Source organism: Ferrimonas senticii DSM 18821, assembly GCF_000422665.1.
Taxonomy (GTDB): Bacteria; Pseudomonadota; Gammaproteobacteria; order Enterobacterales; family Shewanellaceae; genus Ferrimonas; species Ferrimonas senticii.
In genome coordinates this window covers 60,588-79,453 of sequence record NZ_AUGM01000008.1, presented here as the reverse complement: position 1 = coordinate 79,453, position 18,866 = coordinate 60,588, and the positions used below count along the sequence as shown (strand labels likewise).

The window sequence follows — 18,866 nt, the reverse complement described above, 5'->3', positions numbered from 1 at the left end:
TTTCTTAGTTTTAGGGGGTAGTAGTGGAGTTACTTGTCAGGCCTTCACCGTTTGATGACGAGTCGCTGGAAAGCTATGTGCTACGTCTTGCCGAAGAAAATGGGTTTGAGTCGTATCAAGCACTGAGTACCCCCATACACGAATGGTTAGCGCAACAAGATCACCGAGCAGCAGGCGCATTCCCGAAAACGTTACGTTTATTGAATGTCTATCACGCCAACCTCAGTAGCAGTCTTCGAGTGCGCGCAATCCAACTTTTTCAACAACTGTCGCGTTCGGACGAACTGCCGCTGCTGAAGCTTGCGTTGATGCATTCCGCAACAACCTTTGGAAGCGGAGCGATTTCAGTTTTTCGAGACGGTATCGACATTCCCCGCAAATTTTTTCGCCGAGAGGGCGTCCCTGTTTGCCCTGAATGTTTGGAAGAGTCGCCGTACATCCGACAGCATTGGCACCTTTCGCTATATAACGCATGTCATCTTCATGGTCATAATCTAGTAAGCCATTGTCCTGAATGTCATCAACAACTGGACTATCAAATAACCGAGCGAATTGGGCACTGTGAATGTGGTTTTGCCCTGTCTTGTGCGCCGAGAAATCGAGCCGATGCAACGGTGCTGGAGCTTAGCCAAGTCGTTGCTGGCGAAAAAGTGAGCGGCGACAGCCCGCTGGCTTTAACTTGCAACCCGTCCACTCGTTTTGGGGCTTTGCTTTGGTTTCAAACCTTTCTGGATGGCGTCGTCACGGAAGCTGAAGCTTGTAACAATGCCATTACCTTTTTTAAGGCTTGGCCAAACGCACTTGTCGACGAGCTCGAGTGTCGTCGAGAGCAAGCGGAATTGAGGCTAATAAAAGGCCTTAACCACACGTCTTTTAAAGACGTGTTTGGCAATCTGCTCATTGATGCTCGCAAGCTGCCAATGCGAGATGTCGGTCGTAATTTTGTGCTGAGGGCGATTGTTCACTATTTGACTGAGTTGGTTCGTGTGAATCCGCTGTCAAAGCAAGCCAATATTGGTGACGTGCTGATGAGTTTGCTGGAGGTTGCCGCTGCTTTGTCCTGTAATGTCGATGCCGCATATCGCCTTAGCCGAGAGGGCTATTTACCATTGGCCGTGCGAGTAAAGAAGTATGGAAAGCTTCAACCACACACTCCTGCGTTTCGGTTGCGTGATGTGATGGAATTGCGCTTAGCACGGATGCAATCATTAAACGACGGCGGTGATGAATATTTGCCCGCATGGTGATTTAAATGCATTTGAGTGAATTGCTTAAAATCCCAGATATTGAGGAGCGGGATAAACAATTACGTCGAGCTTTTTCACCGGCAACGGCGCTCATAGAGGTTTCAGGTAGCGAACTTAAGGCGTTAACGATCCTGTGCAACCTGACTTTCAAACGAAATGATGTGCAGGATTTACTGTCTATCAGCCAAGCCAAGCAGGTTCTTTCTGATCCAGTTCATTTTGAGCGTTGTCTCAAGGAGGCTAGGTGGTTCCACAGCCATAACTTGAAGTATCCAGACCCCAGAGTTAGCCATCAACGTCTTATCCTACCGCAGCCCCAGACAATCTTTGGAGCCATCACTTCGTCAGCAGAACCGGCACTTTGGGGCTGGTCCCATAACAGCTCGGAGGTCAATCGTGCCAGGTTATTCAGTACAGCCTTCCTGATGGGCGGGGAAGCAACCTGTTTGGCAGAACAAGTGATCTTGTCGCCATCAAAGTGGTTGCCTAAATTGGCACAGCGTGCTTTGCCCTCAGAAACGCGCAAGCAATTGAGACAAAGGCTGTTAGAGCTTTTGGAACAGTCGACGCTTCCCGAAGAGATCAGCTCATACAGTAAGCAGATTAGAGTATTCGATGGTCGGGATTATTGCTCAGTAACGCCGGTGGTCAGTCACAGCCTGCAAAGTAAGATCCAGCAGTTGGCCAATAGTCGGCAGTTAAGGGCGATCACCATAGAACATGCTCACCCTGCATCGGTTAGTGATCTGGTTGCCAGCCAAGGAGGACGAGTGCGAGCGTTGTTTTACCCCCCTCCGGTGTATGTGCCTAAATCCCAAGGGTTGGCTGGTGCCCTAAGCAATAAAATAAGGCATAGTGGAACCGCTTTTGATTATAAGGCTCTGAGCAGCAGACACTTTGTGTTTGCATTGGAACAATTAGTTGGAAGCCAAGGATTCCAGACTCTGCGGGAGCGAAGAAGAATGCGAGCCGCATCGCTACGAGTCATCAGACGAAGTTTGGCCCAGTGGTTGAGCCCGATACTAGAATGGCGTGATGATCTGGAAGAGCGTGGTCTCAAGTTGAATTTGCCTGCCGGTCTAGAAAGAGACTTGTTGGTGATGCCAAAAGAGTGCCTTCCTGAAAGTTTGCTTCCGCTGTCGAGCCGCTTGCAGGCAGAGTTGGAGCAGTCTCACTACAGCAAACCGTATGCCTATCACCCCGAACTACTATTGCCACTGAAAAATCAGTTGAAATGGCTGCTCAATGAGTTAGCAAAAGAGGATGAGGCCATTAGCGAAGAGTCGACATCGTTGAGCTATCTGCACCTTTCAGGGCTCCGTGTATTTGATGCTCAAGCGTTGAGTAACCCCTACCTAGTTGGGATCCCTTCACTGTCTGCGCTATGGGGACTAGCACATCAATACCAGCGGAAATTGACTGAACTGTTGGGGCGACCGATTCAGATTGCAGGAACGGCTTGGTATATCGCTCAGTACAACCTTAATGAATCAAAAAAGCTGCCAGAGCCTCGAACTCCGCGTAAGGTTTCCGCACCGTCAGAGGTAAAGCGTCCAGGCATTCTGGACAACAAGTTGTGCGACATGTCAATAGAGCTAGTTTTTAAACTGGTGTCCGTAGACGGCGAAGCACCGTTGTCACCGGAGGAACTCAACCTAGCTCAAGCCGCCTTCCCCTCTCGCTTTGCCGGTGGCTGTCTGCAGCCTCCATGCCTTTATGAGCATACCCATTGGTGCCAACTACACACGTCGCCTCAAGAGCTGTTTGATGAGCTAAAGCGCCTTCCTAGGGGGGGGGCCTGGGTGTATCCCACAGCAACAGGTGTTACGGCTCTGGATGAGCTACCTGAACTTCTGACAGAGAATCCCAGTTATCGTCCAGCATCGATTGGCTTTGTGGCGCTTGAGGAGCCTCAGGAACGAGCTGGCAGCCTGGAGCGGACTCATTGCTATGCTGAGCCTGCGATTGGCGTGGTTAACTGTGTGGGGCCAATTGAGGTGCGGCTTGCTGGGCTGAAGTCTTTTCTTGAAAAGGCTTTCTGGCAAATGGATGTGGACGGAAGAGCTATGCTTTTGCACAAAGCCACTCTGCTGGAGCCTTTTTATGGAGTTAGGCCGACATCTTAATTACATCCGCTCGTTGTCCCCAGGCAAAGCGGTATTTTTCTATCAAACCCAAGACAGCGACTTTGTTCCGCTCCCAGTAGAAGTAAACAAGATCAATGGACAGAAGGGTAATTTCTCTGCGGGCTATGACGCACGTTTCCGAGCAAAATCGACCGAAACCAAAGACTTGGCCTACGGCAACCCCCAAACCATCGAAGCATGTTATGTCCCACCATTGGTTGAGGAACTACTGTGTCGTTTTTCTCTGCGTGTTGAAGCCAACTCTTTGGCTCCCACTGGCAGCGACAATCCCAAGGCGAATCGTTGGCTAAGGAAGTTGGCTGCTGGCTACAAACAAGCTGGAGGATATCAGGAGCTGGCCAGGCGCTATGCCAGGAACATCCTGATGGGCACATGGCTTTGGCGGAATAAGCAGACCATGGGAACCGAGATAGAGGTGATCACTTCCAATGGCGAACTCTATCTGATTGGTGATGCGCGGCGATTGGATTGGCAATCTCAATGGTCGGAAATGGATAATGCAACGCTTGAAGCCCTCACCTGCGAGTTGTCCCAAGCATTAAGCGACCCGAAACAGTATTGGTTTGCCACGATAACCGCGAAGATGACAGTGGCTTTTTGTCAGGAGATTCACCCTAGCCAAGAGTTTACCGAAAATGTGGAGCAAGGACTGCCCTCAAGAGAATTGGCCAAAGTGCAGTGTATTGACGGGCGTAAGGCTGCGAGTTTTCATGCAGAGAAGGTTGGCGCCGCACTGCAGACGATTGATGATTGGTGGGATGAAGAGGCCGACATGCCACTTCGGGTGCATGAGTATGGCGCCAACAAGCACAGCCTAGTTGCTCTCCGGCATCCGACGACAGGCCAAGACTTTTATCAACACCTGAGGCGCACTGCCTACTATGCCCGCCAGTTAAGGCACTGTAAAAAAACTGATGGCAGCGATATTCCCAGTGAGATCCATTACCTCATGTCTGTGCTTCTCAAAGGTGGTCTATTCCAGCAGGGAAGAAATTAGATGAAGCAACGATACTTTTTTGCCATTCGTTATCTTCCCGTGGATGTCGACGCTTGCTTACTAGCTGGTCGCTGTATCTCCGTACTCCACGGCTTTCTCTGTCGTCACCAAGTGGCTGGTGGTATCGGTGTAAGTTTTCCTGATTGGACGGAAGCATCTCTGGGGAACTCGATAGCATTTGTCTGCGCTAACAAGGCGTTGCTTGAACATTTTAGTAAGCAAAATTATTTCGATATCATGGCTAGCGACCAACTGTTTGAATGCACTGAAATCCACCCAGTTTCGAGGAGTTGCCCAGAGGTCCGCTTCAAGCGGAATCAGAGTATTGCTAAATGCTTCCCTGGAGAGAAACGCCGAAGGTTGGAGCGTGCTAAGCGTCGTGCTGAAGATAGGGGCGAAGTTTTTCAACCTGTTGTTGATGTAATAGAGCGTCGGATAGACCCCTTCCATAGTGTGTTAATGCACAGTAAGAGCACAGGCCAACAGTTTTTGCTCCATATCCAGAAAGAACTGAACCTATGTGAAAGGTCCGATAGCTACGGGCAGTATGGCTTGGGCACGAACCAGCAGTACCTTGGGACCGTGCCAGAGTTCAGGGACTGTAAGACCAACTTTTTTGGCTAGAAATATTTAACGCATTTAGTCAATGGCTTGGTGTTAGTTCTAGAAAAAGGGTGGATCAGCCCTTTTTCGGTGAAAAGTCAGTAGGAGCGCGGATATTAAGCCTAGAATCAACAGTGAACCGCCGCAATGGCAGCCGAGAAATACAGTGTTGATGAGGCGTTTATGACGCTGGCGTGAACCGCCGCAAAGGCAGATGAGATCAGGCCAAGAAGCAAGCAGCCACCACGAAGAACGTGATTCTACCGAAGAAGTAGCACTTCCAACTAAAGCCTGCGGCGATCGCTGGAGGCTTTTCACATCTGGCCATTGTGCAGAGGAGCCTGCCGGAGCGCTAACTCCGCTTGACTGACATACAGCTCCCAGACTGGCTCAATGGGCTGTTTTCGGATACTGAACAAGCGGCTTAAGGCCTGTTCAGCCGGAGTAAACCGATTGAACATGATCCGCACCAGTATTTCTGGACACCGAGCTAAGTGAGTAAAATCACTCAACGAGGTGAACCATGACATCGAAAACCAAACGCAAATCCTACACGGCTGAATTTAAGGCAGATGCCCTGAAGTTGGCACATCTCAAAGGCGTTAGTGCAGCAGCCAAAGATCTTGGGATCTATGAGTCTCAGATCTACAACTGGCGAGCATCTTCCGAGAAGAAAGCTAACACCAGTCAGCGTGAAGCTGAGTTGGCAACCGAGGTAGCTCGCCTTAAGCGGCAATTGGCTGAACAAGCTGAGGATCTTGCCATATTAAAAAAGGCGGCTACCTACTTCGCGAAGAACCAAAAGTAAGCCGGTTTGAGTTCATGCTTGAGCACCAACACCACCTCTCTTTGAAGCGGATGTGCTTGGTGCTCAAGGTATCGCGTAGTGGGTATTACAATTGGCGTAACACCGGTGCCATCTGCAACCAACGACAGCAGATGCGTGATGATCGGGATGTAAAAATCAAAGCGGCGTTTGATGCCAGTAAACAGCGTGATGGTGCTCGTCGTATTCAAGCAGAACTGGCTGATAACGGCGATGCGGCCAATGTAAAGACCATCGCAAACAGCATGAGAAGGCAGGGTTTGGTCCCCAAGGCTGCTTGTAAATTCAAAGTTACTACGAACAGTGATCATAAATTGCCGATTGCGCCAAACCCGTTGCAGCAAGATTTCAGTGCGTCGGCACCAAACCAAAAGTGGGTAGGCGAGATCACATATCTAATGACCAGTGAGGGCTGGTTATACCTAGCCGTCATCATTGACCTTTTCTCAAGGTGTGTCGTCGGTTGGTCGATGAGTACGCACATGACCGCAGAGTTGGCCTGTAACGCACTGAAAATGGCTATCTTTCGACGAGGCAAGCCGAAGGGAGTTATCGTGCATAGCGATCGTGGAAGCCAATACTGCTCCCATGCTTATCGAGAATTGGTTTTAGCGCATGAGTTGCAACTGAGTATGAGTCGAAAGGGTAACTGCTGGGATAATGACTGTGCAGAGAGTTTTTTCCACTCATTGAAGGTTGAAGCCATTCAGTATGAGCCAGTTATGGATCGTGAAACTACGCGGCAAGCCGTATTTGAATATATTGAGGTTGATTACAACCGAACCAGAAGGCACAGTGCGCTTGGGTATCTCAGCCCTGCAAACTACGAACTGAAATATGCAGCTTAGCCGTGTGTCCAGTTTTACCGGTGCAGATCATCGATGACGAAGAAACCAGTCATGGTGGCCCAGAACATACTCACGAATATCCGTCCAGCCTCGGGCACCTGCAATGACGGCACAAAGGGCACCAAACAGGATATCGAACAATGGGTAATCGACTTTGGCACTTTGCCGACTGTCTTGAATGATGCTGAAGTGTGCTTTGATACCGTCGATGACCATGCTGGTACGCCCGAAAAAGAGAGCATGAGATCACAGACCGATCTGTGGGTCAATCAGACGCCCAAATTGGTCAAGAAACATTCATGATCTTGCCTTGGACTACCATCCCTCAGAGCAACGTATCATAGTCATAACGACGGGCACGTTAAAAGTTCTGTACGAGAGCCAACTTCTTGACGGTAAGTTGGGCTTCAAAATGTTTCGCCTAAAATGTTGATATTTGAGTGTTGTTAATGTCACGCTATGCAAATCTTGACAGCTGAGCGTCAAAAAACCGACAGGAAGTTGGTTTTGTTTTAGCTATGGAACTCAAATGGAGATTGGTGCCGTGCTAGGGAAGCTACTGCAATTCGCGATGTTGATTGCGTTTACAGTGTCGTGTCATGTAAACGCTGACACGCTGATAAAGTCGTCAGAATTTTGCTCTATTTATCCTCTCGCAATTTCAGAAGCGACTCTTGGTTCTCCAAAGCTTAATACAAATTTCGCTGATATTCCGACTAAATCAGGTGCAGGTAATTTTTCTTTCTTGAATTGGGACGGCAAGAAAGATGCTAACACCCTAGCAAATAGCTTAATTCCTCCTGGAAATAGCGAGGATTATATCAATCCCAATAACCCCTCTGATAACAAGGTCGATATTGGAGACTGGGTGCAGGGGACTCCTGGAGTTAAAAATAGCAGTTCTATTCGCTCTAACCTAAGCGCGTTAATTGATAAGTCGATCATCATCCCCGTCTGGCAAAAAAAGCAAGGTAAAGGTTCTAACCAAAATTATCTTATCCAGAAGTTTGCCATTATCCGCCTATCTGGCTTTAAACTGAACGGAAAAGGATGGATCAGTTTTACATTTGAAGGCTTCACACGCTGTTATAACGAACCACCCACAGTAGCCGATGCTTTCCTAGAAACAGAACAAAATAAACCAGCATCCATCAATTTACCGGCATCTGATCCCGATGGCGACGCTTTGACTTTTGAGGTTGTAACACCGCCTCAGCATGGCACCTTTACTTTTCACAACTCAGAGTTAACATATACCCCGAACCTTAACTTTTACGGCGCAGATGAACTGACTTTCAGGGCGAACGATGGTGAAGATAACTCCTCTGTTGCTAAAGTGACAATCAACGTAAAAAGGACAAACAAGCCCCCAGTAATCATTAGTCAAGCAATTGAACATGCAGTAGAAGATTCAAATTATTCTTACCCCGTCCTAGCTGAAGATCCAAATGAAGATGATGTTCTTAATTATCAACTTGTTGCTGCGCCAAGGGGTATGCAGATTGTTGCCGACACTGGTGAAATAACTTGGTTGCCCGATGCTGCTTACGTAGGGACTGTTCCGACTCTAAATAAACAGTGCTATGTAATACCTGCCGGTGCTGTTTCGACGACTAACGACATTGCTAGTGATCCGGCTAGCGTAACGTACATAGCGCCTTTATTCCGCCGAGTCCAAGAGGCTCTGGAGATAGCAAGTACCTACACAGCAAATGAAGCGGTAAGGTGGGATAAACAACATAATTGTTTGGGGTGTCACGTTCAAACCCAAAGCCTTTTGGGTTTAGAAACGTCTATTGATAAGATTAATGTTGACTTGGAAGCGACTGAATATCTCCTTAATGAGCTATTAACCAGCCAACAATCCGACGGTTCGATACGGCAGTCACATCCGGAGTACTCAAAAACACAAACTGCGTTGGCATTGTGGGCTTTAGGTGATAATCCTGACCGGCAAAGAACGGCTCTAGTGAGAGCGAATGCGCTAAAATTCTTTTATGACAAGCGCCAAGGTTCGTCGAGCCAGACGTATTGGACTCAAGATCATAATACTGCTTGGCTCAATAATCCTACCCCTATTACAGCGCTTGTTGCACAAGCTGCGGCTAAGTTGATAACTGATAGCGAACGGCTTCCATTTGCTGAAAGTGAACAACAGATAATTGAAAATTACAAAGCATTGATGCCATCCATTGCGGAATATTTGCTAGCTAATTATCAAGATAACAACAGCGACACGTTATACAGTGTATTTAGGTACATTGGCTTAAGCGAGATAAGTTCTTCATTCATTAACGAAGAGCTTAAGCTACGTATAGACGCTGCAACTGTTCACATAGATAATCTTTTACGTCAGCGCCAGAACCAAGATGGTGGTTGGTCGCGATATAATAATAGCGCAAGTGATCCGTTAACTACTGCATGGGTAGGAACTGCACTTAATTATGGTCAGCCGGAGTTGACTGATCCAGTAGTTATAAATGCCATCAGCTACTTGCTGAACGAACAAAAGGTTAGTGGCACTTGGTCAACAAATTCGGGATTGTTTAGCACTGCTTTTGGGCCTACCAGTCTCGTTATGTCTTATTTGCCTATTGCCTTAGAGCATTTAGGTAATCCAGATCTTCGAGTTGGCAGCCTTCATTTAAATGAAGCTGACGAGGGTAAATACACCCTATCTGCTGAAATATCGAATAGAGGGATAGCGGATGTTTCGGAGCAAGTTGTCGTTCATTTCTATGCGGGCATAGATGAAAATGGTGAGTACCTTGGGTATAGCCCAGTAGCAGCACTTCAAAGTGGCAGTCAATCGTGGGCAACTATTCCACTATCAGACGTCAGTGTTTTACAAACCGATGTTTTTGCTGTTTTGGAAGTACCTGCATCTGTAGATGAATGTGATGTCCTTAACAACCAATCTCGTGCAGCAGTCGTTCGCGTAGATGTTACCGATATTGGCGGATTGTCTGATCAGCAGGTTTATTTACTGAATGTGCATGACAATAACAAAGCACCTGTTATTACAAGCGAAGCGACTGTTACCCATCAAGCAGGTCAAGTTTATGATTATCAGGTAACGGTCGAGGATCAAGATATTGGTGATGCCGCAATTTTTTCTATCGCGAACGGGCCAGAAGGTTTGTACATTGACCCACGCACAGGTCGTATGTCATCCGATCCAACCCTGCTTCCTCCTGGTGAGTATCAGATAACCGTATTAGTAGAGGATTTGCGAGGCGCGCAGGTCACTCAGACCTTTACGTTAGTTGTCGAACAAAATCATGCCCCTGAATTTGTGACCGAGGCACCGACTATGGTTGCCGAAGGAGAGGTTTATCAATATGCCTCGCAAGCTCGGGATCAAAACCCTGGTGATGAGCTGGGTTTTATCCTTGAGCAATCGATTGCTAGCGCTGACGTTGATGGTACGACTGGCCTATTAACTTGGTCTCCTACAAGCGACTTTACAGGTTCATTACTAAGCACTCATACGCAGTGCTTAGCCGAACCAGAGTCATTGGATGCGTCATTGCAGCCGATTGTTAAGTGGGAATGGAACGGCTCAGAGCCAGAATCCCATGACAAGAAAGTCATTCACGCGGCTATTGTCGTACCGCTGTTCGATACCAATGGAAATAGTGAGATCGATGATGGCGATGAAAGGGCGATCATCTTCCACAGCCATAGCAATGACTATAGCAGCCTGTTAAGAGCTATCAGTGCAAAAGATGGTTCGCCCATTTGGACATCTGACCTTTCTGCGCACACTTTCGCGCTTGGTTCTCTTGCTGCGGCTGATATCGATCATGATGGATTCTTCGAGATCATTGCGCCAAAAGATGGCGGCGGTCTACTGGCTTTCGAGCATGATGGGACGGTTAAATGGGAAACTTCTATTCCCTCTATCGTTAACCGTGGCGGGGCTGCGATTCATGACCTAGAGGGCGATGGAACACCTGAAATAATGGTTGGAGGCGTAGTCTTCGACGCTAACGGTCATGTTATTTGGCAAGGTTCTAACAGCACAGGTCCCAGCGGATACGGTCCTATCACATTTGCTGCCGATATTGATTTGGATGGTTCAAAGGAGGTCATCGCTGGCGGAACTGTGTACAGCTATGATGGCATCAAACGATTTTCCAAAGGGGAACGACTCGCCGCTGTTGGAAACTTCGATAATGATGACTTCGCTGAAATAGTCCTGACAGGTGACGGCCATGTAACTCTCATCGAACATGATGGTACACAGATCTGGAGGGTAACGCTACCTGGCGGCGGCGATGGGGGCGCACCTACGATCGCTGATATAGATGGTGACGGTAAGCCAGAGATTGGGGTTGCTGGACGCAGTTATTACAATACGTTCAATGCAGATGGTTCCTTGCTTTGGAAGCGTGCGAATCAGGATTATTCCTCCCACAAAACCGGATCATCTGTATTCGACTTCAACGGTGATGGGCGCGCTGAAGTTGCCTATGCGGATGAAACAAAACTTCGGATATTTGATGGTCCTACAGGCGACGTTATTTACGAGATCGCCAATCCATCAGGAACTACCTACGAGCTTCCAATCATTGTAGATGTCGACAACGATGGTCACGCTGAGATGGTCGTGGTGGCAGGTAATGGATCTAGCGGCTTTGCCGGCATCCGTGTCTTTGAAGAACAGCAGGATCGCTGGGCTCCAACTCGTGGGATCTGGAATCAACATGCGTATTCCGTTGGCAATATCAATGACGATGGCTCTGTGCCTTCAGAGCCAGCACACAGTTGGTTGACCCACAATACCTTCCGCCTTAACACCTTCATCGACAGTGAAGCTCTCGCGCAACCAGATTTGGTGGTTAGTCATCTTTCCCTAGGTGACAATGGAACAAAAATTATTGTCGATGTACTGAACCGAGGATTAGCACCAACGCGCAAATCAACTGTTATCTCGCTTTACCACGGTCATTACTGGAATGGCGAAACTCAATTGGGTGACCTTAGTGTGCCAGCATTATCGGCAGGTGATTCGGTCCGGTTAACCTTTGATGTTGCCAATCCTGAGGTATTGTCAGACACATTGCGTGCGGTACTTAATGTTCAAGATGAAGAATGTCTGGATAACAACAATTCGGCCAAAGCTAAGCTAGTTGAGCTTGGAGTTTACGACCCCGCAGGTTTAAGCGACCAGCAGCGTTTCAGTGTTCAAATTGAAAACCTGAATGACGCCCCCAGTGTTACCAGTGCATCAACATGGGAAGCAGTATTTGGCCAGCCAGCGCAGTTCCAGATTCAGGTATCGGATCCGGACATCGGTGATGCCTTCGCCTACGCGTTGCAAGATCAACCTGCGAGTGTCGAGATCGATCCGTTTACAGGTTTGGTAACCGTTTCCGCTGATCAGATCGGTATCTACCTGTTTACCGTGACGGCGACCGATCTGGCTGGCGAAGTCGCCACGCAGGATGTGGTTTTGACCGTCGTTGAGCCAGATAACTATGCGCCGGTGTTTACATCCGAGCCTGGTCTGGCAGTCGAGGCGGAAAATCAGTACCAATATTTACCAATGGCCACCGACACTGATGGAGATGAAGTTTACTTTATTGTTGCTGCTGGCCCGCAAGGGCTGGTGTTTGATGCTGATTCCGGATTGATTCTTTGGGACACCACAGAGGCGGATGTAGGCATTTACAATGTCACGTTAACCGCTATCGATGCTCGAGGGGCTAGCACACAACAAGAGTTCACATTGGAAGTCATCGATCCGGATCTTGGAAATACCGCGCCAGAAATCCGAAGTCAGCCGTCAGGATATGTGTATGCAGGCCAGACATTTGAGTATCAGTTGGTTGCTGTTGATGCTGATTCCGACCCGCTAACTTACTCGCTCGAGCGTGCACTCCCTGAAATGGCCATAGACAATTCTGGGCTATTTACTTGGGTACCGTCTTTCGATCAAATTGGTACCTCTCTCGTTTTTGACATTAATGTCAGCGACGGCCGCGGCGGCTTTGCCAGTCAAACACTGACTCTGCCGGTCAACGAGACGGCTAATCAGGTACCACAGATTCATTCAGTGCCACTATCGGTGGTGAACCTAGGGAATAACTACCACTATCAGATTGAGGCTAAAGATCCTGATGGCGATGCGCTGTCATATGAATTGCTCATTAAGCCCAATGGCATGCAACTCTCCACTGATGGCGTTGTGAATTGGATGCCAAGCGAAGTGCAGGCTGGCCAAAGCCACAATGTCCAAGTAAAGGTTACAGATGCTCGCGGAGCCCAGGTAATTCAAACCTTTATCGTATTTGTGAATCTACCTTCAGAACAAAATGAAGCGCCACAGATCCGTTCTTTGCCAACTGCACCAGCGATGGTTGACGCGGTCTATTTGTATAAAGTAATTGCGGTTGATCCAGAAGCGCTACCGCTGACCTACGGGCTAAGTACCGCGCCTAGCGGCATGGCTATAGATGCCTCTGGTTTACTGATCTGGAATCCGCAAGAAGGCGATATTGGTGAGCACTCGGTTGTTGTTACGGTGTCCGACGGCGCCAACATTGCTACCCAAAGCTTCACGCTGCCTGTGATTGCGGCGGATTTAAGTAATCAGCTGCCAAATATTTCTAGCATTCCTCGTCATCAAGCTGTGGTTGAGGCTGAGTACAGATACGACGTAATCGCAGAAGACCCAGATGGCGATGCACTAGCATTTGGCCTGCTACAAGGGCCTATTGGTGCCGGCATTGACCCAACAACTGGAGTATTGAGTTGGACCCCTCAAGCAGATCAGAACGGCAACCATAGTTTTGAGTTGTTCGCAGACGATGGCAAGGGAAAAACACTGCAGCGCTTCTCTGTCTTCGTAACTGACGAACCTCTTCCATTGCAATTAACGATTTGGCAATCCGGGGATTATTTAAACGAGGGGGAAGAGCTCACTCTGACCCTTGAAATGAGTGGCGGGACCGGCAATGTTAGTTCGTCACTGACTATTGATGGCCAACCATTGGCGCTGGATCGTTATGGGCAGGCTCAGTGGGTTGCAAGTGCGCCTGGTCAATATTTGATTGAGGCCCAAGCGAGTGATGATCTGGTAACTGAGGAAGCTACTGCTGTGGTTAATGTTGCAGATGCTAACGATACTCAAGCGCCTGTGGTGCAGTTGCTATCTCCGGCTTCGGATGACGTGCTGTGGAACAGTTCTGACGTAATCGCGAGCATAGCTGACGATAACTTAGCAGGTTGGGTTCTTTATCTTTCCTCCGTTGGCAATCAACAATGGCAAGAGTTGGCTCGTGGCGATGCGGTTGCCAACAATCAAGCAATTTCAGTACTGGATCCAAGTCTGCTGGTAAATGGCCAGTACGATCTTGTTTTGCAAGCGACTGATATTAACGGGGCCCAATCACAAGATGGCATTACCCTTGCTGTAGAAGGCGATCTCAAAGTAGGTAACTTTTCTATTACTTTGACGGATCTTGAGATCCCAATGGCAGGCCTGCCAATTCAAGTAAATCGGACATACGACAGCCGCCGTCGCCATGAAGCACTGGACTTCGGTTATGGTTGGAGTATTGATTATCAGGATGTGAAAATCGAAGAGTCGCGCACTCCAGGTAAGTTCTGGGCGATGAACGCTTATCCTTCTGGTCCTTTAGGCTTGATCCCGAACTACTGCATCGAGCCACAAGGTGCACCAGTGGTTACTGTAACCCTGCCTGATGGCGAAGTTGAACGCTTTGAAGGTTACGCGTCGCCACACTGTAATCTTGCCTCGCCGGCCTTGGATGTGGAGTTAAAATTTGAAGCGAAAGGAGACACTCAATCAACGCTAGAGCCGCTAGACGACAGGTTTGCCCGCTTAGTTGATTCTCAGTTAGTAGAGAAGGGTTTCTTTGCTGCGCCAATCAATCCGCAGCGTTACAAGCTTACTACCCGCACAGGCTACGTCTATTACCTTGACCAATCTTATGGCATTGAAAAAGTCGTAGAACCTAATGGCGCAGAATTGGTGTATACCAATGATGGTATTTTCCACTCATCCGGTAAGGCGGTTATCTTTGAGCGCGACAGCGAAGGTAAGATCCAGACGATCACCGATCCCATGGGGCATAAGCGCCATTATCACTATTCCGACGACAATGATTTGGTCGCCAGCGACGATCAGTTAGGCCACCAGACCAGTTACACCTACAACCTTTCACACGGCTTATTGGATATCGTAGATCCACTGGGGCGCACCATCGTCCGTAATATCTATGATGATGCTGGCCGCTTGACTGCTCAGGAAGATAACCAGGGTAACCGTACTGAGTTCGATCATGACCTGATAGGCCAGCAATCGGTGGTCACCGATCGTTTGGGTAATACCAGCCTCTACTACTATGACGATCGCGGCAATGTTACTTCGATGGTGAATCCGCTTGGTGAAGTGACGAACTACACCTTTGATGATCGTGGTAATCAACTGACAGAAACCAACGCGTTGGGTGAAACCACTACTCGAACCTTCAGTGCAGCTAACGATGTACTGACCGAGACGGACCCACTGGGGAACGTCACGCGCTACAGTTACAACACTCGTGGCCAGGAAACCACCATCACAGATCCTCTGGGTAATAGCTACACCAACAGCTATGACAGTGTCGGTAACCTCTACCTGGTGCAAGATCCCACAGGTAAGCAGGCTGGTAATCATATTAATGCCGCAGGCTTAGTTACCAAAACCGTTGATATGCTTGGTAACGAGACCAACTATACCTACGATAACGAAGGGAATAAGCTCACTGAAACTGACGCGCTTGGCCATCAAACCCGCTATAGCTACGACGCTAACAACAACCTATTGAGTGAAACTCGCACTCGTAAGTTGCCTGATGGCAGTAATTCAGAGGACACAACAACCTACCAGTACGATGCCCGTAATCAGTTGGTGGCGACTATTCTCCCAGATGGACGAGCCTTGCGTACGGAGTATGACGCTTTAGGTCGTGAAGTGGCTCAAATAGGTACCGATGGCTTGCGTACCGAAATGGTTTACGACCTTTACGGTAATTTGTTGGAAACTCGTTACCCTGACGGTACAAAATTAAGTCGTACCTTTGATGCAGAAAACAACAAACTAACCGAGACAGATCGTGCTGGGCATAAAACTTACTATCAGTATGACGCTCTTAATCGGCTAGTACAAACCACCTATGAGGATGGTTCAACTGAATCGACTCATTACGATGAGGCTGGTCGCATATCGTCAGTCACCAATCGTAATGGCGCCATTACTGAGTATCAATATGACGCTGCTGGTAGACGCACTAAGGTGATTGATGCGTTAGGTAATGAGCACAGCTACCAGTATGACGAAAATGGCAATCTCGTCTCAGATAGCGATGCGTTAGGGCGCACGACTCGTTATATCTACGATGCGTTGGATCGTAGAGTTCGTACCGAATATGCAGATGGTTCTAGCATTGGCGAAAGTCACGATGCAATGGGGCGCACCATTAGCCGCACCGATCAAGCAGGTATTGTCACTAGCTATCAATACGATGCGTTAGGCTCGTTGATTAAAGTGACTGATGCACTAGGTGGTGAGACATCTTATGGTTATGACGAACAAGGTAACAAACTCACCCAGACAGATGCCCTTGGTAGAGTGACCCACTGGGAATACGACAGTAACGGAAGAGAGGTTGCACGTGTACTGCCGCTGGGGCAGCGCGAGACCTTTGCCTATGACGACAGCGGCGGCCTGATCAGCCATACCGACTTCAACGGTGCACTTACCCTGCACAGTTATGACGACAATGGCCGACTGATACTGACTGACTATGCCGACGGTACCCAGGCCAGCTATCAATACGACGCTAACGGCAACCGTACCCAGGCCACAACCGAGAACGGTACCTGGAACTATGAGTACGACTTTGCCGGCCGATTGATCCGCGAAGCGCAGCCGGACGGCACGATACTGGAGTACAGCTATGATGCCGAGGGTAATCGACAGCAGTTGAAGGTTACCTATAGTGATGGTAGTGAGCGGATCGAAGCCCAGAGTTTTGATGCACTGAACCGCCTGAACGATCACACCGACCAGACCGGTGCGATCACGGCATACCAGTATGACGCGGTCGGCAACCTGCAACAGGTGACGCGTGATAGTGGTTTGTTCACCCGATACGAATACGACGTTCTAAATCGTTTATGGCGAATGGGCGACTACCAGGGCACCACAGATACGGTAGTCAACCGGATCTCCTACACCCTGGATTCAACCGGTCGCCGGACGGAGATCCTTGAGCACGACGGTCGCCACAGCCAGTACACCTATGACCTTTTGTATCGCCTGACAGCTGAACAGATCACCGATCTGTTTACCGGCGGTCATACTGCCAGCTACCAGTACGATAAAGTAGGTAACCGGATCCAGAGTGACATCAATGGCGTGCTGGCCAGCTTCAGTTATGACGACAATGATCGTCTGCTACAGCAGGGCAGCGTCAGTTACAGCTATGACGAAAACGGCAACATCCTATCCAGGGACGACGGTGCAGACGTTGTCAGCTACAGCTACAACGCCATCAATAAACTGAGTGGCTTCGACAAGGACGGCAGCAGCCATACATACCTGTACAACCCTGATGGGATCCGCATTGCACAGGGTAAAGACGGCGTAATCAAACAGTTCGTTATCGACAGCAACCGTGATTATGCCCAGGTAGTGGCTGAGACTGGCGATAACAATGGCGTGACCTCTGAGTATGTACACGCCCATGATCTGCTCAGTCAACACCAAGCAGGGCAACGTGCTGACTTCCTGTACGACGGATTGGGTAGTGTACGCGCAATAAGCGATACCACAGGCGTGGTAAGCGATACGTATAAATACGACGCTTTTGGTAATCTGCTGGAGCAACAAGGGACAACAGAGAACCCATATCGCTTTACTGGGGGACAGTTTGATAGTGAGTTGGGGCAGTACTATCTGCGAGCTAGGACGTATGACGCTGAGATTGGGCGTTTTGGGCAGATGGATGAATGGAGAGGCATTGGCGGTCAGCCGATTACACTGCATAAGTACCTTTATGCCAATGCTGATCCAGTATTCTATGTAGATCCTACTGGAAACTTTAGCCTAGCTAGTATTGGTTCTGCGAGTAATATTCGAGCAAGAATGGCAAGTGTTGCAACTCCATCTTTCCAGCGAACATTTTCAAGAGCACTTTGGGGAGAAGTTAAGAAAGATTTCACTAAGGGCCAAATAACAGAGCAAGCTTTCGGTATTATCGGTGAGTTTGTTGTGCAGCGAATGGTGGATGCCGTTGGAAAAGTTGTCGACTCAGGGCAATCTGCGCAGTCTTTCGGGTCGTCTGCACATAAGAACCTAGAAAAGCTCATCGAAGACGATGTTGATTCCATCAATCGGTACTTGAGAAAATTCAATGCGCAAATAGAAGCAGAGGTTTTCAGATTCGAAAATGGTCAAAGAACGCTAAATCAAGGGAAGAATCGTTCAAAGGGAGCGATGGGGCTGGACGTTACCGTAGTAGACTTGCGTACAGATAAGGTAATATTGGGCTTTGATCTTAAAACTGGACGAGCAGGAACCTCAAAACGAAAAGTGCCAGGGTATCGGAGAAGTCACTTCGATGCGCCTATCATTGATGTTTTTGTAAAGAGGAGATAAAAATGACTAATTATAAAGAGCTTTCAGTTATTGCAAAAAATGTAGGGTTTATTGAAAAAATAGAAACGCTAGGCTTTAAGCTAGGCCCTAAACAATTTTGGATTTATAGAGAGCGGGGGAACTTTATTGATTACATTGGTCTGCAACTCAGTCGAAGTAAATGCTATGTTAATGTGCCAATCACATGCTTTAAAAAATCACTTATAGAGCATTGCGATATGTCTCAATTTCCCAAAGGGTTTAATAATGGCTGGCCTACATATTCGAGTACTTGCTTAAAAAAATACTATGGCGTCGAAATCGGCAACGATCCTCGCAAAGTTGAAACGCCCAAAGATATCGAAGCGATGTTTAATGAGTTATTGATAAACATTGTCAATGATGGTGACCCTTGGCTTAAAAATATCGATTCAGATCGTAAATTCTATGAGAGTTTTACCGTAGTTTTTAAAGAATCTGAAGAGGGACAGAAACTCAAGGATATATTGATTGGTGATTGATCATTAAAAATACCGATGTGCTCC

At 48.2% G+C, this 18,866-nt stretch carries 7 protein-coding genes and 1 pseudogene; 7 read left to right on the top strand and 1 reads right to left on the bottom strand.

Annotation, left to right across the window (positions count from 1 at the left end; genetic code table 11):
- Nucleotides 1-23: 23 nt before the first annotated feature.
- From G506_RS20660 to G506_RS0107235, 5 genes are all read left to right on the top strand, one after another.
- On the top strand, nucleotides 24-1,247 hold the full coding sequence (locus G506_RS20660) for a TniQ family protein (RefSeq protein WP_028116282.1): 1,224 nt from the start codon (nucleotides 24-26) through the stop codon (nucleotides 1,245-1,247).
- A 5-nt stretch (nucleotides 1,248-1,252) separates the two neighbouring features.
- A complete protein-coding gene (locus G506_RS19150; RefSeq protein ID WP_051201976.1) occupies nucleotides 1,253-3,373 on the top strand; it encodes a type I-F CRISPR-associated protein Csy2 in 2,121 nt (706 codons plus the stop codon).
- A complete protein-coding gene (csy3, locus tag G506_RS0107255) occupies nucleotides 3,351-4,391 on the top strand; it encodes a type I-F CRISPR-associated protein Csy3 (RefSeq protein WP_028116281.1) in 1,041 nt (346 codons plus the stop codon). Before G506_RS19150 ends, csy3 begins: the two co-directional genes overlap by 23 nt.
- On the top strand, nucleotides 4,392-5,015 hold the full coding sequence (gene cas6f / locus G506_RS0107250; RefSeq protein WP_028116280.1) for a type I-F CRISPR-associated endoribonuclease Cas6/Csy4: 624 nt from the start codon (nucleotides 4,392-4,394) through the stop codon (nucleotides 5,013-5,015).
- Between the two features lie 502 nt (nucleotides 5,016-5,517).
- Nucleotides 5,518-6,668, top strand: a protein-coding gene (locus G506_RS0107235; RefSeq protein WP_156904836.1) for an IS3 family transposase whose coding sequence is annotated in 2 segments (ribosomal slippage) — nucleotides 5,518-5,761 and nucleotides 5,761-6,668 — 1,152 coding nt in all. Because the reading frame shifts where the segments join, the coding sequence is not laid out codon by codon here.
- Nucleotides 6,669-6,701: 33 nt separating this feature from the next.
- Here the strand turns inward: G506_RS0107235 and G506_RS20655 are convergent.
- Nucleotides 6,702-6,884, bottom strand: a pseudogene (locus G506_RS20655) (transposase family protein); the annotation flags it as partial.
- Between the two features lie 313 nt (nucleotides 6,885-7,197).
- Here G506_RS20655 and G506_RS0107225 point away from each other — a divergent pair.
- Together G506_RS0107225 and G506_RS0107220 are read left to right on the top strand one after the other, a co-directional pair.
- On the top strand, nucleotides 7,198-18,342 hold the full coding sequence (locus G506_RS0107225) for a putative Ig domain-containing protein (protein ID WP_028116276.1): 11,145 nt from the start codon (nucleotides 7,198-7,200) through the stop codon (nucleotides 18,340-18,342).
- Nucleotides 18,343-18,344: 2 nt separating this feature from the next.
- Complete coding sequence (locus G506_RS0107220) at nucleotides 18,345-18,842, top strand: hypothetical protein (RefSeq protein ID WP_028116275.1); 498 nt, start codon at nucleotides 18,345-18,347, stop codon at nucleotides 18,840-18,842.
- Nucleotides 18,843-18,866 lie beyond the last annotated feature (24 nt).